This is a genomic window from Aquimarina penaris, from assembly GCF_040786285.1.
Lineage (GTDB): Bacteria > Bacteroidota > Bacteroidia > Flavobacteriales > Flavobacteriaceae > Aquimarina.
Genome location: NZ_JBFMKQ010000001.1, coordinates 423,820 through 447,502 on the forward strand (window position 1 = coordinate 423,820; position 23,683 = coordinate 447,502).

At 37.0% G+C, this 23,683-nt stretch carries 21 protein-coding genes; 6 read left to right on the forward strand and 15 right to left on the reverse strand.

Translation table 11 applies throughout. The features are described 5' to 3' along the window. Positions 1 to 64 precede the first annotated feature (64 nt). From ABW637_RS01630 to ABW637_RS01640, 3 genes are all read right to left on the reverse strand, one after another. Entirely contained in the window at positions 65 to 811 is a 747-nt protein-coding gene (locus ABW637_RS01630) for a succinate dehydrogenase/fumarate reductase iron-sulfur subunit (RefSeq protein WP_367582882.1), read from the reverse strand. 86 nt (positions 812 to 897) lie between these two features. Next, positions 898 to 2,913 carry a fumarate reductase/succinate dehydrogenase flavoprotein subunit gene (locus ABW637_RS01635; protein WP_367582883.1) on the reverse strand — a complete coding sequence of 672 codons (2,016 nt, stop codon included), beginning with the start codon at positions 2,911 to 2,913 and terminating at the stop codon, positions 898 to 900. A gap of 13 nt (positions 2,914 to 2,926) precedes the next feature. Beyond that, positions 2,927 to 3,592, reverse strand: coding sequence for a succinate dehydrogenase cytochrome b subunit (locus ABW637_RS01640; RefSeq protein ID WP_367582884.1), 666 nt, complete (start codon positions 3,590 to 3,592; stop codon positions 2,927 to 2,929). A 207-nt stretch (positions 3,593 to 3,799) separates the two neighbouring features. Between ABW637_RS01640 and ABW637_RS01645 the strand changes: the two genes are divergently transcribed. Beyond that, positions 3,800 to 4,945, forward strand: coding sequence for a methionine aminotransferase (locus ABW637_RS01645; RefSeq protein WP_367582885.1), 1,146 nt, complete (start codon positions 3,800 to 3,802; stop codon positions 4,943 to 4,945). Between the two features lie 71 nt (positions 4,946 to 5,016). Here ABW637_RS01645 and dinB read toward each other — a convergent pair whose 3' ends face one another. Beyond that, the gene (gene dinB, locus ABW637_RS01650; protein WP_367582886.1) at positions 5,017 to 6,159 is read right to left on the reverse strand and encodes a DNA polymerase IV; all 1,143 of its coding nucleotides are present in this window, start codon (positions 6,157 to 6,159) and stop codon (positions 5,017 to 5,019) included. Positions 6,160 to 6,246: 87 nt separating this feature from the next. On the opposite strand from dinB, the gene ABW637_RS01655 reads away from it, so the two are divergent. The 5 genes from ABW637_RS01655 (at position 6,247) to ABW637_RS01675 (ending at position 9,591) form a co-directional block, all read left to right on the forward strand. After that, entirely contained in the window at positions 6,247 to 6,906 is a 660-nt protein-coding gene (locus tag ABW637_RS01655) for an NAD-dependent epimerase/dehydratase family protein (protein ID WP_367582887.1), read from the forward strand. 4 nt (positions 6,907 to 6,910) lie between these two features. Then, entirely contained in the window at positions 6,911 to 7,438 is a 528-nt protein-coding gene (locus ABW637_RS01660; protein ID WP_367582888.1) for a hypothetical protein, read from the forward strand. A 51-nt stretch (positions 7,439 to 7,489) separates the two neighbouring features. Further along, positions 7,490 to 7,954 carry a CYTH domain-containing protein gene (locus ABW637_RS01665; RefSeq protein WP_367582889.1) on the forward strand — a complete coding sequence of 155 codons (465 nt, stop codon included), beginning with the start codon at positions 7,490 to 7,492 and terminating at the stop codon, positions 7,952 to 7,954. A 133-nt stretch (positions 7,955 to 8,087) separates the two neighbouring features. Next, positions 8,088 to 8,987: a hypothetical protein gene (locus tag ABW637_RS01670; RefSeq protein ID WP_367582890.1), complete on the forward strand. Its 900-nt coding sequence runs from the start codon at positions 8,088 to 8,090 to the stop codon at positions 8,985 to 8,987. A gap of 79 nt (positions 8,988 to 9,066) precedes the next feature. Continuing rightward, positions 9,067 to 9,591 carry a YciI family protein gene (locus ABW637_RS01675; protein WP_367582891.1) on the forward strand — a complete coding sequence of 175 codons (525 nt, stop codon included), beginning with the start codon at positions 9,067 to 9,069 and terminating at the stop codon, positions 9,589 to 9,591. Between the two features lie 13 nt (positions 9,592 to 9,604). Here the strand turns inward: ABW637_RS01675 and ABW637_RS01680 are convergent, their stop codons facing one another. Genes ABW637_RS01680 through ABW637_RS01730 form a run of 11 tightly spaced genes read right to left on the reverse strand, consistent with a single transcriptional unit; the run spans position 9,605 to position 23,629 of the window. Continuing rightward, positions 9,605 to 11,026, reverse strand: coding sequence for an aldehyde dehydrogenase family protein (locus ABW637_RS01680; RefSeq protein ID WP_367582892.1), 1,422 nt, complete (start codon positions 11,024 to 11,026; stop codon positions 9,605 to 9,607). Between the two features lie 32 nt (positions 11,027 to 11,058). Next, positions 11,059 to 12,570 (reverse strand): acyl-CoA dehydrogenase family protein, encoded by a 1,512-nt coding sequence (locus tag ABW637_RS01685; protein ID WP_367582893.1) that lies wholly within the window; start codon positions 12,568 to 12,570, stop codon positions 11,059 to 11,061. Positions 12,571 to 12,581: 11 nt separating this feature from the next. Continuing rightward, complete coding sequence (locus ABW637_RS01690; RefSeq protein WP_367582894.1) at positions 12,582 to 14,360, reverse strand: acyl-CoA dehydrogenase FadE; 1,779 nt, start codon at positions 14,358 to 14,360, stop codon at positions 12,582 to 12,584. A 6-nt stretch (positions 14,361 to 14,366) separates the two neighbouring features. Then, the gene (locus tag ABW637_RS01695) at positions 14,367 to 15,170 is read right to left on the reverse strand and encodes an SDR family oxidoreductase (RefSeq protein WP_367582895.1); all 804 of its coding nucleotides are present in this window, start codon (positions 15,168 to 15,170) and stop codon (positions 14,367 to 14,369) included. Positions 15,171 to 15,172: 2 nt separating this feature from the next. Then, a complete protein-coding gene (locus tag ABW637_RS01700; RefSeq protein WP_367582896.1) occupies positions 15,173 to 16,042 on the reverse strand; it encodes a beta-keto acid cleavage family enzyme in 870 nt (289 codons plus the stop codon). A gap of 29 nt (positions 16,043 to 16,071) precedes the next feature. Continuing rightward, entirely contained in the window at positions 16,072 to 16,890 is an 819-nt protein-coding gene (locus tag ABW637_RS01705; RefSeq protein WP_367582897.1) for an enoyl-CoA hydratase-related protein, read from the reverse strand. 1 nt (position 16,891) lies between these two features. After that, positions 16,892 to 18,877 (reverse strand): acetyl/propionyl/methylcrotonyl-CoA carboxylase subunit alpha, encoded by a 1,986-nt coding sequence (locus ABW637_RS01710; protein WP_367582898.1) that lies wholly within the window; start codon positions 18,875 to 18,877, stop codon positions 16,892 to 16,894. A gap of 10 nt (positions 18,878 to 18,887) precedes the next feature. Continuing rightward, a complete protein-coding gene (locus ABW637_RS01715; protein ID WP_367582899.1) occupies positions 18,888 to 20,489 on the reverse strand; it encodes an acyl-CoA carboxylase subunit beta in 1,602 nt (533 codons plus the stop codon). Between the two features lie 3 nt (positions 20,490 to 20,492). Beyond that, complete coding sequence (locus ABW637_RS01720; protein ID WP_367582900.1) at positions 20,493 to 21,290, reverse strand: SDR family NAD(P)-dependent oxidoreductase; 798 nt, start codon at positions 21,288 to 21,290, stop codon at positions 20,493 to 20,495. Then, entirely contained in the window at positions 21,281 to 22,966 is a 1,686-nt protein-coding gene (locus ABW637_RS01725) for an AMP-binding protein (RefSeq protein ID WP_367582901.1), read from the reverse strand. Before ABW637_RS01725 ends, ABW637_RS01720 begins: the two co-directional genes overlap by 10 nt. A 9-nt stretch (positions 22,967 to 22,975) precedes the next feature. Next, the gene (locus tag ABW637_RS01730; RefSeq protein ID WP_367582902.1) at positions 22,976 to 23,629 is read right to left on the reverse strand and encodes a TetR/AcrR family transcriptional regulator; all 654 of its coding nucleotides are present in this window, start codon (positions 23,627 to 23,629) and stop codon (positions 22,976 to 22,978) included. Between the last annotated feature and the right edge of the window lie 54 nt (positions 23,630 to 23,683).

Consider the following 23,683-nt stretch of genomic DNA (forward strand, 5'->3'; position numbering starts at 1 on the left):
TCTATTAAAAATAAAAAAACCGAAGCATTATACTTCGGTTTTTCAATATTAAGTTTAGAATTTATTATCCTTTCAAACTCGCTTTTAGATACTCACGATTCATACGAGCAATATTTTCTAGTGAAATCCCTTTAGGGCATTCAATCTCACAAGCACCAGTATTGGTACAGTTACCAAATCCTTCTTCGTCCATTTGATTTACCATGGCCATTACACGATCGGTAGCTTCTACTTGTCCTTGCGGTAATAATGCAAATTGCGAAACTTTGGCAGATGTAAATAACATGGCCGAAGCATTTTTACAGGCTGCAACGCATGCCCCACAACCAATACATGTAGCCGCTGCAAATGCATCATCTGCATCATCTTTGTTCACAGGAATCGCATTGGCATCAATAGTATTACCCGAAGTATTTACAGAAATATATCCTCCTGCATGTTGGATTCTATCAAATGAGCTACGATCTACCATTAAATCCTTAACTACAGGAAATGCTTTAGCTCTAAACGGCTCAATATAAATGGTATCACCGTCATTAAATTTACGCATATGCAATTGGCAAGTAGTAACCAAGCGATCAGGCCCATGAGGCTCTCCATTGATTTGTAATGAACACGCACCACAGATTCCCTCTCTACAATCATGATCAAATACTACGGGCTCTTCTCCTTTGTCGATTAATTGTTCATTTAACACGTCTAACATTTCTAAAAAAGACATGTCTCCTTCAATTCCTTTCACTTGATAATCAACTATCGCTCCTTTTGAGGCAGCGTCTTTTTGACGCCATATTTTTAGTGTAAGATTCATATATTTTAGTTTTTGGTTGTCAGTTGTCGGTTGTTAGTTCAAAACCAATTTTTAGTCTCTATAAACTAACAACTATCAACCATCAACTATTTATAACTTCGTGTTTTTAATTCAATATTTTCGAAGACCAAATCTTCCTTATGTAGTTTAGCATCTTTAGGCTCACCTTTATATTCCCATGCAGAAACATATTTAAAGTTTTTATCGTCTCGTAGTGCTTCCCCTTTTTGCTCTCCTGATTGTTCTACAGATTCTTCTCTAAAGTGTCCTCCACAAGATTCATTACGATCTAATGCATCTTTTGCAAATACCTCTCCTAATTCTAAGAAATCAGCTACTCTTCCTGCCTTTTCTAATTCAGGATTCATACTGTTAGCATTTCCAGGCACTTTTACATTTTTCCAGAAATCTTCTCTTAATTCAGCAATTTCATCGATCGCAGATTTTAAATCCTTTTCATTACGAGACATTCCACATTTGTTCCACATGATTTTACCTAATTTTTTATGGTAATAATCTACAGAATGCTGTCCTGATCCTCCCATCAATTTCTCGATACGATCTTTTACATGCTTTTCTGCTTCATCAAACTCTGGTGTATCTGTTGGGATTTTTCCGGTACGAATATCATTCGATAAATAATCCCCAATAGTATATGGTAATACGAAATATCCGTCTGCCAAACCTTGCATTAAAGCCGATGCTCCCAGCCTGTTTGCTCCGTGATCAGAGAAATTTGCTTCTCCTGCAGCATAACACCCAGGAATTGTAGTTTGTAAGTTATAATCTACCCATAGACCTCCCATTGTATAATGTACCGCCGGGTAAATCATCATTGGTGTTTTATATGGATTCTCATCTACAATCTTTTCATACATCTGAAAAAGGTTACCATACTTGTCTTCGATTACTTTTTCTCCTAATTCGCGAATTTCATCGGCAGTAGGATTATGCATTCCAGAGGTTAAGGCTTTTTCTTTTCCGTATCGTTGGATTGCTGAAGCAAAATCAAGGTATACAGCTTCTCCTGTTTTATTTACACCAAAACCGGCATCACAACGTTCTTTTGCAGCTCTGGACGCCACATCTCGTGGTACCAGGTTACCAAATGCAGGATAACGACGCTCTAAGTAATAATCTCTTTCTTCTTCGGCTAATTGTGTAGGCTTTAATTTACCTGCACGTATCGCTTCAGAATCTTCAATTCTTTTCGGCACCCATATACGTCCATCATTACGCAATGACTCAGACATTAACGTTAATTTAGACTGATGATCTCCCGAAACCGGAATACATGTGGGGTGAATCTGAGTATAGCATGGGTTAGCAAAGAATGCTCCTCTACGATGCGCTCTCCATGCTGCCATTACATTACTTCCCATGGCATTAGTACTTAAAAAGAATACATTTCCGTATCCTCCTGTTGCCAATACTACCGCATGTGCAGAATGTCTTTCTATCTCTCCTGTAACCAGGTTACGTGCTATAATTCCTCTTGCTTTACCATCGATCTTTACCAAATCTAGCATCTCATGACGGTTAAAAGCTTGTATTTTTCCTCTATTGATCTGGCGATTCATTGCAGAATATGCTCCTAGCAATAATTGCTGACCTGTTTGTCCTTTGGCATAAAATGTTCTGGAAACCAAAACTCCTCCAAAAGAACGGTTATCAAGTAATCCACCATATTCGCGTGCAAAAGGAACTCCTTGAGCGACACATTGGTCAATGATATTTCCCGAAACCTCAGCCAGACGATATACATTGGCCTCGCGAGAACGATAATCTCCTCCTTTTATGGTATCATAGAATAAACGGTAGTTAGAATCACCGTCGCCTTGATAATTTTTTGCTGCATTAATTCCACCTTGTGCAGCAATTGAGTGTGCTCTACGAGGTGAATCTGAATAGCAAAATGTTTTTACATTATATCCAAGTTCTGCCAGTGTAGCGGCAGCACTTCCTCCTGCTAACCCTGTACCAACAACGATAACATCGATATTACGTTTATTAGCCGGATTTACAAGATTGATTGTATTTTTATGTTTTGTCCACTTATCTGCCAGTGGACCTTCAGGTATTTTAGAATCTAAAATTGACATAATAGTGGTGTTTTTAATGATTATGATTAAGGTGAAGCACCAACGCGATAATGATAAAACCTAACGGAATTACAATAGCAAAAACTTTAGCAAACTTGGTTGCCGCCACCGAATACTTATTATTAAATCCAACAGATTGAAACGAAGATGCAAATCCATGCCATAAGTGTAATGCTAAAAACACAAAAGAAAGCGCATATAATCCTGTACGTACCGGACTAACAAATTTATGAAGCAACTCAGGGTAGTAACGCGTAGGATCTTCTGGTGCAAATTCTACATATTTATGTACCATTTCTGGTACCCAAAAATCATAAAAATGTAATCCCAAAAATGCAAGAATCACAACTCCAGAATAAATCATATTTCTAGACATCCATGAAGCATTCGCTCCTCCATCATATTTTGCATATTTAACCGCTCTCGCGTTTCTGTTTTTGATCTCTAGTACAAACCCCATCACAAAATGAAAAACTACTCCAAAAATAAGAACAGGTTGCAAAGCGAACTGAACCAAAGGATTGGTCCCCATAAAATGAGAAAGTTCGTTAAACGTATCTGCGCTAAAAATTGAAGTAAAATTGATGGTAAAGTGCTGTAATAAGAAAAAAACTAAGAAAAGTCCCGAAAGTGCCATGGCAACTTTTCTAGCTATTGAAGATTTTATCAATCCACCCATTATTTAAAATGTTTAATTAGTTGTGGAGCAAAAATAGGATTCACGTATCTTTTTACCAACATTTTGATTGGTTTATATGGTATTTATAATGAATTTAAAATACACCATATGTTTTGTCTAATAATATTTACGAAATCGATTGAAATATAGTGCATCCATTAAACAATTGATAATTGTATTCTCTCATATTTATGTTAATTTTACTTCATGCGACATATACATTCCAAACTTCCAGAAGTTAATACCACAATTTTCACTGTTATGAGTCAACTTGCATCAAAGTATGATGCAATTAACCTCTCTCAGGGCTTTCCCAACTTTGACGCTAGTCCAAAACTTATTGATTTGGTACATCAAGGCATGCAAAAAGGATATAATCAATATGCTCCAATGCCCGGTTTGATGTCTTTACGAGAAGTAATCGCAAACAAAACAAATACCTTATATAGTGGTACGTATCACCCCGATACCGAAGTCACCATAACCTCGGGTGCTACACAGGCCATTTTCACCATTATTTCGGCATTCATAAATCCCGGTGACGAGGTGATTATTTTTAAACCTGCCTATGATTCCTATGAACCTTCTGTTCGATTATTTGGCGGAACGATCGTTCCCGTGCAGCTATCAGCGCCTGATTTTAAAGTTAATTGGCAAGAAGTAGCTTCAAAAATTACTTCAAAAACAAAAATGGTCATCATCAATTCGCCACATAATCCAAGTGGTAGTGTTTTATCCAAAGAAGATATGCTTCAATTAGAAAAATTACTAAAAGATACTGATATCATTTTGCTGAGTGACGAAGTGTATGAACACATTATTTTTGATGGTCAACAACATCAAAGTGCAGCTTTATTTCCGGGATTAGCAGAACGGGCATTTATTACCGCTTCTTTTGGGAAAACATTTCACACCACCGGTTGGAAAATGGGATATTGCATTGCTCCCAAAGCGCTAATGATAGAATTCAGAAAAGTGCATCAGTTTAATGTCTTTTGCAGTAATCACCCTATGCAATATGGGTTGGCAGAATATTTAAAGACTCCAGAGAATTATCTATCCCTTCCAGATTTTTATCAGAAGAAACGGGATCTATTTTTATCATTGATCAAAGATTCTCGATTCACCTTCTCCCCTGCTGCCGGAACGTATTTTCAGGTATTGGACTATTCTGCCATTACCGATGAAGGAGATGTCGCCTTCGCGGAAAGACTGACCAAGGAACATAAACTAGCTTCGATTCCGGTTTCGGTATTTAATCTACATCAACAAGATGATCACGTATTGCGATTTTGTTTTGCTAAAACCGAGGACACCTTGAAACGCGCTGCAGAGATTTTGTGTAATATTTAATCTAAAAAAGTTGTTTTCAACACATTTTTCTTCATTTTAATGCAAAAAACACTCAAATTGATGCTTTTTTCCTAAAAATCAAATCGTAATTGGATAATTTCTACTTCTTCTTTCTCTTTCTCCTTTTTCTGGTCATTTTTCTTTCCAGTATTTAAATTAGACAGCGAAATTCCTAATAATCGAACAGAATTCTTCATTTTTTCTTGATACAACAACTCTCTTGAGGTCTCCAGCAAAATAGTAGCATCATTTACAAAATAAGGCAAGGTTTTACTTCGGGTCTGTAGTGTGAAATCACTGTATTTAATCTTCAGGGTTACTGTTCTGCCAGATACTTTGCTTCGTTTTAATCGTTTTTGTAATTCTTCAGCAATATTTTCTAATCGCTCCAGCATGTAGATTTCAGATGAGATGTTTTCGCTAAATGTACGTTCTGCAGCCAAAGATTTACGCTCACGGTTTGGTTTTACTTCACTTCGATGTATCCCCCGCACAATACGATAATAATGGCCGCCAGATTTTCCGAAATGTTGCGTAAGAAACTCTTCGGGTTTTGATTTTAAATCTTTCCCAGTATAAATCCCCATTTGGTACATCTTGGCCTGGGTCACTTTGCCAACTCCATAAAACTTTTTGACATCTAAATCTTCAAGAAATGCAATCACGTCTTCTGGATTTACCGTTTTTTGTCCGTTGGGTTTGTTATAGTCACTAGCGATTTTGGCTACAAACTTGTTTACCGATATTCCAGCAGAAGCGGTTAATCCCACTTCATCAAAAATTCGTTGCCTTATTTCTTGTGCGATTAAAGTGGCACTTGGATTTCCTTTCTTGTTTTCGGTAACATCGAGGTAGGCTTCATCAAGAGACAAAGGTTCTACCAAATCGGTATAGTCAATGAAAATCTTTCGGATTTGAGACGAAATTTCCTGGTATCGATCATATCGAGGACGTACAAAGATCAGATCAGGACATAGTTTTCTAGCGGTAAAACCAGGCATTGCAGAGCGCACTCCAAATACACGAGCCTCGTAACTAGCCGCACTTACTACGCCACGTTTTCCTCCTCCGCCTACAGCCAATGGTTTTCCTCTAAGTTCGGGATTATCCATTTGTTCTACCGAAGCATAGAATGCATCCATATCCACATGTATGATTTTTCTATGTGCCTGCAATTCTTCCACTTTACAAAAATAATAGATATGCTCATTCAAATTGTAATATCTTTATCCTGTATTTAGTTAAAACAGAATAATGAATAAGATTCCCGTCTTCACGGGAATGAAAAAGCTTCTTTTTCTATGAAAACAGTAATCATATTGGGTGCCACCGGGCTTACAGGAGGAATGTTGTTACACCAACTAATCAATGATGCTCGATATGACAAAATCAAACTCTTTTCTAGAAAAAGTACAGGTATATCTCATCCAAAAATTGAAGAGCATCTTATCAATATGCTTCAGTTAAGAGATTATGCCGAAGATTTTACTGCAGATGAAGTGTTTTGTTGTATTGGTACCACAGCTTCAAAAACCTCTGATAAAGATTTGTACCATAAAATTGATTACGGCATCCCGGTAAGTGCTGCTCGTCTTTGCAAAACGAATACCATTGATACTTTTATCATAATATCCGCCTTGGGTGCCGATGCAAAAAGCAGAGTTTTCTATAATCGCACCAAAGGTGAAATGGAAGAAGCAGTGCTAGAATTTGATATTCCAAAAACACATATTTTACAACCTTCGCTCATTGGTGGGCAACGAGACGAAAAAAGACCAGGCGAGTATTTTTTTAAAGTGCTCATGAAGGTTGTTAATCCTTTATTAATCGGTTCGTTAAAAAAATACCGAACAATTGATCCTGAAACGATCGTTTCGGCCATGATTTGGTTGGCGAATCATGATTTTGGCAAGAAAAGGGTTCTTTCTGATGAGATAAAGGATATTTCTCATAAAATATAATATCATGAAGAAGCTAATACTACTATTAATACTACTTACATCTTGTAATTTTGAAAAGAAAAAAACTCAAGTTGATTTAGATAAGGAAACAGAAATCTCAAAGGCTGAAGGAACGAAAAAACCTGAAAAAAAATACTATTTTAAGACTGACAGTTTACATATCTACGAAAAGTTATTTAAAAAAATGTTCGTTGCTCAACAGGATGATGACAATGATGGTTTCTACCAGGCTTTATTTGTAAACTGGATCTCCGAAGACAAAATAGAATATAAGTTGTTTTATGAAAATCAGTTATGCTCTGGAGAATGCAAAGGTACTGCTATTAATAAAAACTCTAATTCAGGTTCTGAAGTTGATGAATACAATGGGGTTACTTATGCAACCATTAAATACGAAGATAAAAAAGACGATTTTACAATCATCATTAAAATTGATGCTGTAGAAAAAAACAAGGCTACAGCAGGTATATTTATTGGAGAATATACTGATGATTGTTCTCCATATGAATCTGTAATGTTAGAGCAGAAATAGAAATTGAACCAAAATAGATTCCCGAGAAATTGGGAATGACAACACATTGTCATGATCGAAATAGAACGTAAATTCCTGGTAACTTCTGATGCTTTTAAAAAAGAGGCACAAAAAAACTATCGTATTGTACAAGGGTTTTTAAACACCGATCCTGAGCGCACAGTACGCATACGAATTAAAGGAGATCAAGCTTTCTTAACTGTAAAAGGAATAGGTAATGCAACGGGTACTTCACGATTTGAATGGGAAAAAGAAATTGAATTAGCCGATGCCGAAAAACTAATGCTTTTATGCGAGAAAGGAATTATTGAAAAAATGAGGTATGAAATCCCTTCTGGCAGCCATATTATCGAAGTAGATGAATTTTCTGGACAACATAAAGGACTAATCATTGCCGAAATTGAATTATGTCATGAAAACGAAAGTTTTTTAAAACCTGGGTGGTTAGGAAAAGAAGTTACCGGTGATTCTAGATATTATAATTCTCAATTAAGTAAGAATACTCGCACACCTTAACGAAACAACAGTTTTCCCGTATAAAATTGAATAATTACTGTTAATTTGTTATTTTTAACAGTAAATTAACGTTAATTTTAGTTAAAATGATAAGAAATTCATAATTTCATATCACTAACTTAAAATTATATCTATGCAAACTACCCCAAGGAAATTAATAGTGATACTATGTCTGCTATCAATTTCATCAATTAGTGCTCAAACCATAGTGAATGGTTTTTTTCCAAAAAAAAATGAGTTAACGGTTGCTACATCGTATTCTTCAAAAAGTTACAATAACTTTTTTAGAGGAGAAGTGGCCACTCCTGGTAACCCTGCCAATATGGGAGAAATATCATCAACTATTTATAGTCTTTATGGAGAATACGGAATTTTAGATTGGCTATCAACCTCTGCTACTGTACCCTATATTTCTATCGAGAATGAAACAGGGGCTTTAGATCCTGTACAAAAGGTAAGTCAGGTAGAAGGCGTGCAAGATTTAAATGTTTTTCTGAAAGCCAAAGTGCTTAACAAAAAATTCGAAAATGATTCTAAAATAGCTTTAGGAGGTGCAACAGGCGTTACGGTACCTGTAGGAGGATATGAAGCCGCTGGTATTCTATCTTTAGGTAGTGGTGCCACTGTATTTGATGGTTGTGGATTTGTACAATTTACTACTCCATCAAACCTGTTTTTAGAACTACAAGCCGTATACAGCCTAAAAAACAGTTCAGATTTTGAAGTTCCTAACGCGATGATGTATAGTGCTAAATTTGGATATTACAACAAGTGGTTCTATGCTCATGCAAAAATAGGTGTACAAAATTCATTGAGTGGATTTGATATTGGTTCTCAAGAATTTATAGATGCCGGTGGTGCTGCCGCATTACCAGAAACCGAAGTGGACTATACCAATCTTAATTTAGACCTATATGTCCCTGTTTACAAAAACAACTTTGGAATATCAACAGGGTACGCTGTGAATATGGAAGGCCGAAATTATGATAAAGCATCCTCTTTTTCTGTGGGATTAGTATACAAAGCCAATTAGAACATAACACATTAACCAACTTAAAAACGCCATCAAATCGGTATATTTGATGGCGTTCAATTTTATAAAGCATCAGATCATGTATACCATTCGCTTATCCATCTTGCTTAAAATATGTATTACCTCTAGCATACTATTCTCTATTTCTTGTCAAAAACTAACAAAAGAAAATACATTAAAAGAAACTAAAGACATCATCGAAGAGCCCAAAAACCCTTCAGTAAAAGCAATTAAAGAGCAATTACAAAAAGATGGTTTTAAAACTTTTGATTATATAGATGAAGAAAGTGGCGATACTGTGATCATGCAACAGTATTTTATTGCTTTCTTAAAAAGTGGACCCAATCGTTCCCAAAACAAAGAAGAAACTGATAGTTTACAAAAATTACACCTTCAGCATTTAGGAAGAATGTATAAAGAAGGATATGCCGATATTTCGGGTCCTTTTGGGGATGATGGTGATATTAGAGGTATCACTATTTATAACACTCCTACTCAAAAAATGGCAGATAATCTTGCCCATATGGATCCTATGGTCAAAGCAGGACGTTTGATCATCGAAATACATCCTTGGTGGGCTGCAAAAGGGTTTCCGTTACGATAAAAGAACAGAGGTACTATAAATACTTAAGAGTTAAATCAATCAATCGTTGTTTTAATTTGGTATAAGGTGGGGACATAAACTCTACTGCACTAGGTAGTTTTTGATGCAAAACCGCTCTTTCGTTTGTAAATTCGATAAAACCATAATGTCCTCTGGATTTACCGATACCACTATTGTTTATACCACCGAAAGGTAAATTAGGGTTTCCAACATGCACAGCAGACATATTGATACAAGTACCCCCGGCACTCGTGTTTTCAATGAAATACTTGATATTTTTTCTACTACGACTATATATGTATATCGCCAGTGGTTTTTCTTTGGAGTTAATGAGCTCGATGACTTCTTCTTTATTCTTAAAAGAAATTATGGGTAGAATAGGCCCAAAAACCTCATGTTTCATCAAATCCGAAGTCTCTGGAGGGTTTATCACCAAAGTGGGTTCGATATAATTTTGGGCTTCATTCATTGCCCCGCCGTAGATTACTTTTCCACCATCCTTCACTGTATTATCCAGATATCCTTTTAAGCGCAAAAAATGTTTCGAACTAATGACCCTAAGGTAGTCAGGAGAATTCATAGCATCTTCTCCATAGTGCTTCCTTATTTGCTGTGTCATCTTTTGTACAAACTCTTCCATTTTGCTTTCATGAACGATTACATAATCCGGGGCAATACATATCTGGCCGGCATTGACAAATTTGGCCCATGCTATCCTGGGAACAACAGTGCTAATATTTGTGGTTTCATCTATAATCGTAGGTGACTTTCCTCCTAATTCGAGTGTTACACTAGACAAATGTTTAGAAGCAGCCGACATGACCACTTTCCCAATTTCTGGAGCTCCGGTAAAAAATATGTGGCTAAATTTCATGTTAAGCAAGGAGGTAGAAACGTCTACTCCTCCTTCAACCAGAGCAATCTCCTTTTCTTCAAATGCTTCGGAAACAATACGCTTTAGCACCTCTACTGTATGTGTAGTAAACTCTGAAGGTTTAAGGATAACTGTATTTCCTGCCGCAATTGCCGAAACCAGAGGCGCAAAAAGGAGTTGCATGGGATAATTCCATGGTGCAATAATCAGACACATCCCCTTGGGTTCATAAGTTACCCAAGAGGTTGATCCAATCATGGTTAGTGGTCTTGCAACACGTTTTGGTCTCATCCAACTCTTTAGATGTTTTATAGCAAATCTGATTTCCTGAAGCACAGGGTAAATTTCTGTAAGATCAACTTCGGCTGCCGGTTTTCTATAATCCTTCCACATGGCTTCCTGTAGTTCTTTTCTGAATTTCAAGATTACCTTTTGAAATTTCTTCAGCTTCTTAATACGTTCTGAAGCCTTTGTCTTTCCTACACTAGTATAATGCGAATTTTGCAGTGCATACACTTCCTCTAGTACAGAAATTGCTGTTTCATTAAATGCAGTAGCCATAAGTCATCCTTGAGAGTTATTAAAAATCAGGTTTAAGAAAATAAGGATTGTAATTTCATAGCAACCCCCATATCACCTTTGATTTTTATTTTGCCGCCCATTACAGCTGACATTGGGTTAAGCTCTCCCTTTGTTAATGCTAAAAAATCATCAAAAGACACATCTACCTGGCAATCTGCTGCTTTATCCTCTATAGAAACCTGGTTTTTGTCTCCTGTTCCGTCGATATACAATTGTTCTTCACCAAAGTTAAACTTTAGGGTGTTGTTTAGACTATCTGCTTGTTCGGCTTTTGTTTGTATCGCTTCTAGTACACTTTCTAAATTACTCATAATGTTTCCGTTTTTATTATTCTTATTACTTTTTGAATTATTGTTATTATTCGCTTGTTTATAGGATACATCATCGATCACCATTTTGGCTATAATTTCTCTCATTATTTCTGAAGTACCTCCGCCTATCGTACCGATCCTGCTATCTCTAAACATTCTTGCAATTTTGAAATCTTCAATATAGCCATATCCTCCAAAAGATTGTAAACATTGTGTCATCGTTTTATCCGACAATTCTGTTGCCAATAGTTTAGCCATAGAGCATTCTTTAACGGCATACTTACCATCTGCATTTAACCTAGAGCAATGCAATACAAATTGTTTGCAAGATTCTATTTCGGAAGCCAGTTGTGCCATTCGGTGTCTCAATACCTGAAACTTATTAATAGGTCTTCCAAAAGCCGATCTTTCAGACATGTATTGTAATGTATACTCCATTGCAACCTCACAAGCCGAATACCCCATAATAGCTCCGGCTAATCTTTCTACCTGCAAGCCTCCCATAAGGTAATAGAACCCTTTTCCTTCTTCGCCAATAAGATTCTCTTTGGGGATCTTTACATTATCAAAAGCCAACTCAGCCGTGTCTGATGAATGCCACCCTAGTTTCTTTAATTTTGTTTTGCTAACTCCTTCTTTGTCCAGATCTACGATTAGTAAACTTACTCCATCAGGACCTGCTTTTGGATCTGTCTTCACCACACATACTACAAAATCCCCATAAATCGCATTGGTAATAAATGTTTTAGAACCATTAACAATATAATGATCCCCTTCTAAAACGGCGGTAGTTCTTATATTAGCCACATCAGATCCGGCTGTGGGTTCTGATATACCGATACAACTAATCGCCTCGCCAGAAATAATTCCTGGCAGGTATTTTTCTTTAAGCCGTTGCGATCCATATTTTAAAATATAAGGTCCAGACATGTATTGAACTACAGCTTGCGTTATGGCAAATCCACCAGAAAATACTTTGGCAATTTCTTCGCAAAAGATAACGTCATAAAAGAAGTCAAGGTTTGACCCTCCAAATTCTTCAGGATACGAAAGTCCTAGGAAACCCATCTTACCCATCTTTTCCCATACATCTCTAGGGATACGCTGATCCTCTTCCCATTGGTCTATATTAGGGGTTACTTCTTTTTGTAAAAAAGCTCTTAGGCTTTCTCTAAATAATTCATGCCCTTCATCAAAATAATAGCTGTTCATTGTATTACTTTTTAAATTTTATATTGATTTTCTTGAATAAAATGGGCCGCAATAGTTCTTCGGTCAGCAATGATATTACTAACTGGTAGTTGTACTAATTTATTGATAGCCTTAATAGTCATTAGCGCCATATCACCATCAGCAACCGCAGAAATTATTTCTTTAGCTGCAACTTTTATAAGGTCGGAAGACTCATGCATAAAGGTTGAGCTTATGGCTTCGCGAATGGCTTTATTCTTTTCTTTATTTTTTAACGTTCTTAGTATAACCCCTTCTAATACATATAGCTGTGTGATAATATCGGCTAGTCGAGATAATACTTCCTGCTCCTCCTGTATATCCTGCTGAAACTTTTGCATCGCCTGTCCACTAATCAGTAGGGCTGCTTTTTTACAATTATTCAAAAAATCAAAAGCAAATTCACCAAATGGTTTATTCTTGTCTGCAGGATTTAAATTTCCGGATTGTAAATCTTGAAAGGCCTGCATGGCCGATTGCATTAATGGTAATTTTCCTTTAAGCGCATATTTCATGATGGTACCAGGTATCACTAACCTATTGATTTCATTGGTTCCTTCATAAATCCTGTTACCTCTAATGTTTCTGTAGTGAATAGAAATTTCGCTTTCTCCAGAAAAGCCCATTCCTCCATGCATTTGTAAGGCTTCATCCACTACAAATTGTTCTATTTCGGACCCAAAAACTTTGATCATAGAGCATTCTGCAGCAAATTCTTGAGCTACTTGTTGCTTGGCTTTAAGTGGTTCTAAACCGTCTGCAATAAATTCATCAAAAAGAACATCCATATCTCCTGCCAATCGGTTCCAGCCCGACTCTATAGCGTAGATATAGGTTGCCATTTTGGCAATCTTTTCCTGTATTGCTCCAAAAGATGAAATCGGCTTTTTAAACTGGATCCTCTGATTGGCATATTGTACTCCCAATCGAAAGGTTCTCTTGCCAATGGCCGATCCCGCAATACCGATCATTAATCGACCCATATTAAGGGCGTTCATTGCAATCTTAAAACCCTTATTTCTTTCACCCAATAGATTTTCTACGGGTACCTTTACATTTTCAAAAAACACTTGTCGCGTAGAAGATCCATGAATACCTAATTTATTTTCTTCTACCCCTAGTTTTACACCCCATTCTTTTTCTACAATGAGGCAAGATAAATTTTCATCACCTTCGATTTTACAGAACACAGAAAATATATCGGCAAAACCAGCATTGGTAATCCACATTTTTTGTCCATTCAAAATGTAGTGTTTCCCATCTTCGCTTAAAACAGCTTTGGTTTTCCCAGAATTTGCATCTGATCCAGCTCCTGGTTCTGTCAAACAGTAGGAACACTTTAATTTTCCGGTAAGGATATTATCCAGATATTTTGCTTTTTGCGCTTCGGTACCATAAAACAGTATCGTATTGACTCCCAACCCTCTTTGAACACCTAAAGTCTGCGAAAAAGAAAAACTTTCAGACATGATTTCGGAAGCAGCCAAATCGGTTTTGATATCACAACCCATCCCTCCTATACTTTCGGGAGCAGAGATGGCCAAAAAACCTAATGCCCCTAGTTTTTCTAATATTTTAGGGGTTACTTCAATTCCTTCTTTACTATCAAAAACTTCTTTAAGAGGTTCGATTTCTTTATTTATGAAATCACGTATAGCTTCTCTAAGCATATGATGTTCCTCGGTATAATCTTCGGGCGTAAAAATAGTATTAGGGTCACTGGTTTTAATCAAAAACTCACCACCCTTCATTGTTTTTAATTTTGATTCCATAAGTTCTTACATAAATGATTTAAGTACTCTAGCTAATCCCATCTTATCAAAACTCAGATGTTGGGCACCGTCTACATAAAGAGAAATTCCTGTGATATATTCTGCCATTGAACTTGACAAAAAGGTTACTGCGTTTGATACATCTTCAACTTTACCAAATCGTTTTAGAGGGATCGCTTTTTCGGCTTCTTCGAACATATCCTGTATTTGTTGTGGATATTGATCCAGTCCGCTGGATTCGATAATTCCTGGTGCCACACAATTAATTCTAATATTAAAGTCACTCCATTCCTGAGCTAGTGTTTTGGTTAAATTTTCTACTCCGGCTCTTGCTGCTCCGGTATGAGCCATTCCTGGAAACCCTCGGTATACATCTGCGATAATATTCACAATGACTCCATGTTTTTGAGGGATAAAAAATGCATTTGCCATCTCGCGTATCATTAAGAAAGTACCGTTAAGGTTATTATTAATAACTGCGTTCCAACCTTTATCACTAATATATTCTGCTAAAGCAGGAAACTGACCTCCGGCATTATTCACCAGAATATCTAATCGCTTGTATTTTTCTTGTATCATTTTGACTAGCGACTGAATATCTTCTACTTTTCGAATATCACAAGCCTGATAGGACAGTTCTCCATGTACAGCTAATTCCTCAGCAGCAATTTTTAATTGATCTTCTTTACGAGAACAAATAATAACCTTAGCTCCCAACAGCAAGAAGTCTTTAGCGATCTGAAACCCAATCCCCGATCGTCCTCCTGTTACTAGAACTACCTGATCCTTAAATGTGTCTGTTTTAAACATAGTTATGCGTTTGTTTTTGTGGGTATGTTAAGCATTTCTCTGGCTTCTTCTATGGTCGCTATTTCCCGGCCGATCATTCTGGCAAGAGATGCCCCTGCTTCAACCAATTCTCCATTAGATTTTGCCATTTCTCCGTTAGGGAGATAGAAGTTATCCTCTAATCCTACTCTAAAGTTACCTCCCATTGCCGCAGCGATTGCAGAGAGTTGCCATTGCTTACGACTAATCACTATAGATTGCCAAAAAGCACCCTCGGGCACTTGTTTTATCTGATGGATTAAATTTTCGGGAGTTGCAGGAATCCCACCCATTACTCCCATGACTAAACTATAACATGCATTATCTGGCAGTAACCCCATTGCTCTTAAAGGTTCTGCATTTCTGATATGACCTGTGTCGAAACATTCCATTTCGGGGCAAATACTATTTTCGTTCATAGTTTTTACCACCTTAATCATATCATCAAAAGAGTTTTCGAAAACACCATTCCATATAAACTGTTTCGCGCTTTTAGAAAAAATAGCATAGTTCATACTCCCCATATTGAATGCTGCCATATCGGGTTTGGTTGCCGGTAAATGTTTCAATCGATCTTCGATAGAAAGGCCAATGGCTCCTGTTGAGTAATTAATAATTACATCGGGACAGTGTTTTCGTACTTCTGCTGTAATTTGCTCGAATACCTCGGTTCTCCAGCTAGGCATCCCATTATCTTCTCTGGCGTGGATATGAACAATCGATGCGCCGGCATCAACAGCTCGCTTTGCTTCCAGCCCCAACTCTTCGGGGGTATAAGGTATATCCGGACAATGCGATCTATTAGTAGCAGCTCCTGTAAGGGCTGCAGAAAGGATCATTTTCTTAAAAGCCATAATTCTTTAATTTTCATATAATGTTATCTTCATTCTCCTGTCCAAACAGGTTGTCTCTTTTGCCTAAAGGCAAGTAAACCTTCTTGCCCATCTTTTGAACCTACCGTTTTTTGTAGCATCTCCATGAGGTATTGGTGTTTAGACGATTGCTCATTAATAGTATCCAGTGCTTCTAAACCTAACCTAATTGCCGTTGGAGAATTTGCCTTGATTTCACCTAGTAAGCTTGCAATGGTTTTATCTGTGGTTTCTTGGGTAGTCGTGTGCGTAACAAGTCCATAATTTTTGGCATCTTTTACATCTAAATCATACCCTCGTATACACCAGTCTACCACAATACGTTTTGGCATAATTTCGAGCAGCGCTGCCATTACCTGAAATGGAAACAACCCCCGTTTTACCTCAGGCAATCCTAATTTAACCCCTTCAGTACATACCACATAATTGGCACCTGCCAGGAAAAAAAAGCCTCCTGCGAACACATTGCCTTCTACTTTTGTGATAATAGGTTTATGAACTTTATTAAAAAGCTCTGCGAGTAATACTTCTCCTTTGGCAACAGGAATCGATGATTCAAATTCTCCTACCATTCCCATAAAAGCTTTTAAATCCGCTCCTGCACAAAAGACATCCCCCGCGGCATCGATAACAATCGCTCTAATATCACTAGTCTGTTTAGCAAATTGCATGGCAAATGCGATTTCCTGCACCATATGTGGGTGTATGGCATTCTTCTTTTCGGCTCTGTTCAAAGTGAGATGCATTACATGATCTTCTACCCTTACTTTTATGAAGGCAAATTTTTGGCTAAGAGCATCTTTAATGAGTATGTCGTCAAAAAAATTCATATCAGTGTTCATTAATTTTAAGTAGTAAGAATCCGGCCTCTACATTGTTACCTTCTTCTACATATATTTCTTCAATTGTTCCTTCTTGATCTGCCGTTATATGAGTTTCCATTTTCATGGAAGAAATAACAACAAGTGGATCTCCTTCTTTGATTTGATCTCCTGGAGAAACATGAATTTTAACAATCTGCGAAGGTATCGGGCATTCATATCCTCCGTTTATTTTTTCTTTTTCCTTAATCGGAAAACGATCTTGTTTGGTCATATGAACATTTCCGATAGTTGCCGTATGAACAAAATAATCGTTGGTTACATTACGTATTGAATAGTCTTTTTGTACATTATCAATACTCAGGCGGATTGTTTCATCATTTACTTCAATTATAGCCGCATCAAACTCTTCTTCATTAATAAGGAAAGTGAAATTTTTATCCGCATATTTGTATTGAACGGTTAGCTTTTGTTCATTGATCAAGAATGTTTCTTTTTGGTATTCATAAAAGCTGTTTCTCCAACCAGAAGGAAGACTACCCAAAATTTTTCTGGATTTCTCTCTTTTATCCCAACCAAAAAGTGTAGCCGCAATAGCGATCTCTGCAGCATGTTCTTCTGTTAGACCATTTATATTGGAAAGGTTGATTTGTTTATCAATAAAATGGGTGTCATATTTTCCTGCATTGAACTCTTGATGATCAAGAATCGTTTGCAATAAAGGTTGGTTAGTTACAGTTCCCTGGCAGATCAAATGCTGAAGCACGTATCTAAGTTTTCCATGCGCTGTATGCCTGTCTTTATCCTTTACTATGATCTTAGCAATCATAGGATCATAGAACATAGAAATCTCTGAACCAGACGCTATAGCTGATTCTACCCGAAGCCCTTCAACCTTTGGGAAATCAAATTTATGCACGGTTCCGGTAACGGGGGCAAAATTATTTGAAGCATCTTCAGCATACAACCTTACTTCGATCGCATACCCATCTGCTTGCACCTCTTCTTGTTTAATTTGTAACGCAAGGCCCTGAGCCGATTCTATTTGCATTTGTACTAAATCAAGTCCGGTAACGGCTTCGGTAACGGGATGCTCGACCTGTAATCTTGTATTGACTTCAAGGAAATAAAAATTTCCTGTGGTATCGTCAAAAATAAACTCTACTGTCCCGGCATTATCATAATCCAGTGCTTTGGCAGCCAAAACTGCTGCTTCGCCCATTTTTATTCTTAATTCATCGGTCATAATTGGAGAAGGACTTTCTTCGACCACCTTTTGATAACGGCGCTGAATCGAGCATTCTCTTTCTAACAAGTGGATCACATTACCTTGTTGATCTCCAAAAATCTGAAACTCAATATGCCTCCCGGATTCTATATATTTTTCGATCAACAGTTCATCATCTCCAAAAGCGCTCTGTGCTTCACGTTTTGCTGAAGCAATGGCATTTTGGATCTCCTTTTCTTCATAGACGATTCTCATTCCTTTTCCTCCACCGCCGGCGGTAGCCTTAAGCAATAGCGGAAATCCAATTTTTAGGGCTTCTGCTTTTAAGGTAGCATCAGATTGATCCTTTCCTTTATATCCCGGAATCACAGGAACTCCTGATTTTTCCATGATGGCTTTGGCCTGCGATTTAGAACCCATAGCAGCTATCGCCTGTGGTTTAGGACCTATAAAAATGATCCCTTTATCTGCACAATGTTGCGCAAAAGAGGCGTTTTCTGATAAAAACCCATAACCAGGATGTATGGCATCTGCTCCTGATTGTAATGCAGCAGCGATAATTTTATCCTGATCCAAATATGATTTTATAGGTTCTGGATCACCAATATGAATCGCTACATCCGCTTGTTTAACAAAAGGCGCATTTTTATCAGCTTCAGAATATACTGCTACACATGTAATCCCCATTTTCTTACAGGTGCGTATAATTCTGGAGGCTATCTCTCCCCTATTAGCAATTAGTATTGTATTTATATTTTGCATATTCATTCCATAAATTCTAGTGTCTCCAAACACCGTAACTACTAGTTCCTTTAATTTTTTGATTGTATAACACGGCCAAAGAAAAACCTAAATAGTTTCTCGTTTCTTTAGGATTGATTACCCCATCATCCCAAAGCTCTGATGTAGAATGCCAAGCCGAGGATTTTGATTCTGCCTCTGCGATAAGCATCCCCTCGATCATTTTGGCTTGTTCTTCATCATACGGAACCCCTTTTGCCTTAGCCGAAGTTTGTTGTATAATTTTCATCACCCCAGCCAATTGCTGCGATCCCATCACTCCAATTTTGGAGTTGGGGTATGCAAAAAGGAAATTGGGTTCATACGATCTACCATTCATACCATAATTACCTGCGCCAAAAGAGGAACCTATCATCAATGTAATAGAAGGTACCTTACTATTAGAAACCGCATTAATAAGCTTTGCTCCATTTTTTATAATACCACCTTCTTCGTATTCTTTCCCGACCATATATCCGGTAGTATTTTGCAAGAACAATAACGGAATGTTTTTTTGATTGGATAATTGTATAAATTGAGCTCCTTTGTTAGCTGATTCTGAGAAAATAACACCATTATTACCAAGAATCCCAACTGGGTACCCATGTATTTTAGCCCATCCGCAAACCATAGTGCTTCCGTATTCTGATTTAAACTCTGAAAACTCTGAACCATCAGTAATGCGCATAATTAATTCTCGCACATCAAAAGGTGTTTTGATATCTACCGGCACAACACCAAGAATTTCATCATTCGAAAAAAGAGGTTCTTTTATAGGCAATTCTGGTACAAGATGCGGGGTAGATGCGGGGATAAACTCCATAATCTCTCTTGCAATTCTTATAGCATCGAGCTCATCTTGGGCTAGATAATCTGTAACCCCAGAAACACGGCTATGCATTTCTGCTCCGCCCAACTCTTCATCGGTAGATTCTTCATTCGTTGCCATTTTTACCAACGGAGGGCCAGCCAAAAATACTTTTGCAGCTTGTTTTTGAAAGATGGCGTAATCAGACATCCCAGGCACATAAGCTCCTCCGGCTGTGGCATTCCCAAAAACAACCGATATCGTAGGAATCCCCATCTCAGATCTTCTGGTAATTTCTCTAAACCCTTCACCTCCATAATTAAATATTTTAGCTTGATCCGGAAGATTAGCACCACCACTCTCTACCAAGTTTATAGAAGGTAGTTTACACTCTCTGATAATTTGACCAATTCGAAAGCCCTTAAAAACGGTTGCATAATCTACCGATCCTCCCTTACGGGTTCCTACATTAGAATTGATCATGCATAGTTTGCCTTCAACCAATCCTATTCCAGCTACACTGGTACCTCCTGCTCCAAACCCTCCTTTATTTTGCATCCCGGCCAGCGGCAAAAGCTCAAGAAATGGACTGTCTTTATCTAAAAGCAACTCTATACGCTCACGAGCCAAAAACTTGTTTCTACTTCTCGCACGATCTATAGATTTTTCTTTTCCTTGAAAGCGACTTTCTTCGAGATGCTTATTCAGTTTTTCTACCAATTCGAGCATAGCTTCTTTATTTTCTTTAAAAGAAGCGCTTGCTGTATTAATATTAGATGTTAATGCTCTCATGTACTATATTTCTTTAATTTCTTTTCTGACCAAAAACTGTTGAATTCCATAAGGTACTATCCCCGATATTCGATGCAGAATCCTCATTTTCCACCCACTTATTACGATGTCTTTCTGCTTTACAAAACCATTCCATACATCTTTGGCTACCTCTTCTGAAGTGGTTGTGGCTAACCCACTAAAGGTTTTTAAGTTATCCATTTTACCAGCTTTCCTAAAATTAGTATCCTTTATAGCCGATGGACAAACGCACATTACTTTAACATTCGAATTAAGCATTTTCAATTCTTCATTAATACTCCTGCTAAAATGTTTAACGAAAGATTTAGTTGCTCCATAGGCACTAAGTTTTGGGGTGGGCTGAAAAGAAGTATTAGAACTAATATTGATGATGGTTCCCTTATTGTCTTCTATCATATTTTTTAAGAAAAATCGTGTCATTTTGTAAACGTTGATCACGTTAAGGTCAATCATATTTAACTCTCTATCAAGATCTATCTCATTACTAAAGCCATAGGTGCCAAAACCTGCATTATTAATCAATACATCAATAGTCCAATTGTTTTCTTTTACCCATTCATATACTTTTTGTGCAGCATCAGACAACGAGAGATCAATTTCTAGTGAATGTATTTCACTATCAGAAACTTCTGTATTTAATTGGGATTGCGCTGCATCTATTTCTTTTTGTGAAAGAGAAACCCATAATAATCGATATCCCGCTTTCAAAAAATATCTGGAGATAGTAAAACCAATCCCGCTAGAGCCACCAGTTATAAGAGCTGTTTTACCTATATCCATATTACATTTTTTTTGTCATTATGCCAATCCAGAAAATTTTCACCAAACTGATTGTCTATTTCTCCTCTTCTTATTTTAAGTGTTGGAGTCAGTAATGCATTTTCGGTATTCCAAATTTTAGAATCTACAATGATGGTAGACACACGTGTATAATTAGCCAAATCTTCGTTAAGAGAAACCAATGTATTGTCTAATGATGACTCTATTTCTTCTTTAGGAACGGATTGTGCTACTTCTGAAAGGTTAACTATTGCAATGGGCTGGGGTATCCCGAGTCCTGCAATACAAACCTGTTCAATCAACTCATTCTTTTCTATTTTTTCTTCTAAAGGATTAGGAGTTATATATTTACCTTTACTGGTCTTAAAAGCATCAGAGACACGCCCAATGATTTTTAGGAAACCATTTTCATCAAAACTCCCTTTATCTCCACTATGCAACCAGCCATTTTTCAAAACTTTAGCAGTTAAATCCGGATCTTTATAGTACCCCTTCATCATATAGGGGGATTTCATAAGTACTTCTTTTGTCTTTGGATCGATTTTTACTTCACAACCCGGGACTGGTTTGCCTACCGAATCCTTAGGAGCATCTCGCATAGGAGAATTTGTTATCGAACCACAAACTTCTGTCATACCATAAGCCTCGATAAGATGAATACCAAGACTTGCATACCATTTTTTCAAATAAGCAGGTGTAATTGCAGATCCCGTAGCCACCACTTTTGCATTGGCCATGCCCAAACCATATCGAATTTTCTTTTTTATTATTCCCGAAAGTATGGGGATCCGAAATAATAGTTGTTGCTTTTTTAGAGATAGTTTATGAACTACAGCCAAATAGAATTTTGTCCATATTCTGGGGACTGCAAAAAATATTGTAGGTTGGGTGTCTTGTAAATTTTTAGCAAATGTTTCAATACTCTCTCCAAAAGAAATAGTACCCCCCATCATTAAGGCAACAGCATATACACCTATCTTTTCGGCCACATGATTTAATGGCAAATATGACAACAATTGGGGTTCTGGATAATTTGCAATGCCTATCCAATCATTTTCATTATCATCTTTAATAATTCTCACCGGAGTTTGATGTGTATGCATCACTCCTTTTGGCGTTCCGGTGGTTCCAGAAGTAAACATAATCGTCCATACTTCTTTAGGATCAGGAATATAACCCTGAGTTAAAGGTTCATTTTCTGAAACTAAGTCGTCCCAAAGTACCCCTTCGGTGACTTGTGCATTTCCTTGATAATGAGAAAAACGTATAATTTGGGTGTCATCAGCAATTTCTTCAGCGTGTCCAGACCAACTATCTAATTTTCCGACAAAAACTACTTTAGAATCTGATTGAGTAAGTACATGGCCTAATTGAGTTGCAGAAAGGTTATAGTATAGAGGTACCGATACAAAACCTCCCATCATAATGGCTAAGTCTGTAAGTATCCAATGGTAACAATTTTTAGAATATATGGCAACATGATCTCCTTGTTGTAACCCTAGTTTTTGTAATGCACTGGTCATTTTAGAAGCCTCTTTGTATGCCTCTAAAAAGGTTAGTATTTTCCATTGATTCCCTTTAGGTTGTTTTAGAAAAGGAAAGTCGGGTTTCTTCTTTACCCAATGATAAAAATACTCTGGAAGCGAATCATAATTTGGAATACCCGGGTTGCTCATACTAAAAAATTAAAAAGTTAAATACGAATCCATATTATGATCAAACTTCTCACCCATACTTGCATGATAATCTTCGCCAAAGAATTTTTTAAAGGACGCGAGGCCTTTTTCTGTTAGATGAGGTAATAACAAACTCCAAATAACTTTTTCTCCATCATCTTTGGTTTTGTCTCCTCTAATTGCTTGTTGCGAAGGCCAAAAGAACATTAACATCCAGGAAGTGAGTACTAAATTTTTATAAACTCCTTGAACCGGTTCAGGTTTCATGTTTCCTAATTGAATTGAAAACGCTATTGCGATTTCTATGTCTTTAATCATTTTTTCGCAAAGTTGTTTCATTTTGGAAGCAATCAATGGATGCTTTAATACTTGGTTATCATGAAAAATGAAAGAATATTCTTTTTGTAATCCGTAGTAAAGCTGAGCGTCGTTATGTAAGTTCTGAAAAGAAGGTATGCTCTTTGCCTCTCTTACATTTGCCAACTTATCCCATAATTGATCTGTTATCTCTTTTAAAAGCGCTTCTTTATCCTTAAAATGATAGGTCATATTACCCCTACTCATATCAAGAGATTTTGCCAATTCAAAAAGATTGACAGCACCATATCCTGATTTATTAAAGGTTTTAAGAGCCTGATCTAGTATCCTTTGTTTCGTAGCCATTTTCCTTTTTTCGTATAAAAGTAGCTATTTTTTTATATAAATATAAATATTTTT

What these genes read in the sequence shown, in the direction of transcription:
- ABW637_RS01630 (WP_367582882.1), bottom strand. Translation starts at nt 811, where the DNA reads ATGAATCTTACACTAAAAATATGGCGTCAAAAAGACGCTGCCTCAAAA.
- ABW637_RS01635 (WP_367582883.1), bottom strand. Translation starts at nt 2,913, where the DNA reads ATGTCAATTTTAGATTCTAAAATACCTGAAGGTCCACTGGCAGATAAG.
- ABW637_RS01640 (WP_367582884.1), bottom strand. Translation starts at nt 3,592, where the DNA reads ATGGGTGGATTGATAAAATCTTCAATAGCTAGAAAAGTTGCCATGGCA.
- ABW637_RS01645 (WP_367582885.1), top strand. Translation starts at nt 3,800, where the DNA reads ATGCGACATATACATTCCAAACTTCCAGAAGTTAATACCACAATTTTC.
- ABW637_RS01655 (WP_367582887.1), top strand. Translation starts at nt 6,247, where the DNA reads ATGAAAACAGTAATCATATTGGGTGCCACCGGGCTTACAGGAGGAATG.
- ABW637_RS01660 (WP_367582888.1), top strand. Translation starts at nt 6,911, where the DNA reads ATGAAGAAGCTAATACTACTATTAATACTACTTACATCTTGTAATTTT.
- ABW637_RS01665 (WP_367582889.1), top strand. Translation starts at nt 7,490, where the DNA reads ATGATCGAAATAGAACGTAAATTCCTGGTAACTTCTGATGCTTTTAAA.
- ABW637_RS01670 (WP_367582890.1), top strand. Translation starts at nt 8,088, where the DNA reads ATGCAAACTACCCCAAGGAAATTAATAGTGATACTATGTCTGCTATCA.
- ABW637_RS01675 (WP_367582891.1), top strand. Translation starts at nt 9,067, where the DNA reads ATGTATACCATTCGCTTATCCATCTTGCTTAAAATATGTATTACCTCT.
- ABW637_RS01680 (WP_367582892.1), bottom strand. Translation starts at nt 11,026, where the DNA reads ATGGCTACTGCATTTAATGAAACAGCAATTTCTGTACTAGAGGAAGTG.
- ABW637_RS01685 (WP_367582893.1), bottom strand. Translation starts at nt 12,570, where the DNA reads ATGAACAGCTATTATTTTGATGAAGGGCATGAATTATTTAGAGAAAGC.
- ABW637_RS01690 (WP_367582894.1), bottom strand. Translation starts at nt 14,360, where the DNA reads ATGGAATCAAAATTAAAAACAATGAAGGGTGGTGAGTTTTTGATTAAA.
- ABW637_RS01695 (WP_367582895.1), bottom strand. Translation starts at nt 15,170, where the DNA reads ATGTTTAAAACAGACACATTTAAGGATCAGGTAGTTCTAGTAACAGGA.
- ABW637_RS01700 (WP_367582896.1), bottom strand. Translation starts at nt 16,042, where the DNA reads ATGGCTTTTAAGAAAATGATCCTTTCTGCAGCCCTTACAGGAGCTGCT.
- ABW637_RS01705 (WP_367582897.1), bottom strand. Translation starts at nt 16,890, where the DNA reads ATGAATTTTTTTGACGACATACTCATTAAAGATGCTCTTAGCCAAAAA.
- ABW637_RS01710 (WP_367582898.1), bottom strand. Translation starts at nt 18,877, where the DNA reads ATGAATATGCAAAATATAAATACAATACTAATTGCTAATAGGGGAGAG.
- ABW637_RS01715 (WP_367582899.1), bottom strand. Translation starts at nt 20,489, where the DNA reads ATGAGAGCATTAACATCTAATATTAATACAGCAAGCGCTTCTTTTAAA.
- ABW637_RS01720 (WP_367582900.1), bottom strand. Translation starts at nt 21,290, where the DNA reads ATGGATATAGGTAAAACAGCTCTTATAACTGGTGGCTCTAGCGGGATT.
- ABW637_RS01725 (WP_367582901.1), bottom strand. Translation starts at nt 22,966, where the DNA reads ATGAGCAACCCGGGTATTCCAAATTATGATTCGCTTCCAGAGTATTTT.
- ABW637_RS01730 (WP_367582902.1), bottom strand. Translation starts at nt 23,629, where the DNA reads ATGGCTACGAAACAAAGGATACTAGATCAGGCTCTTAAAACCTTTAAT.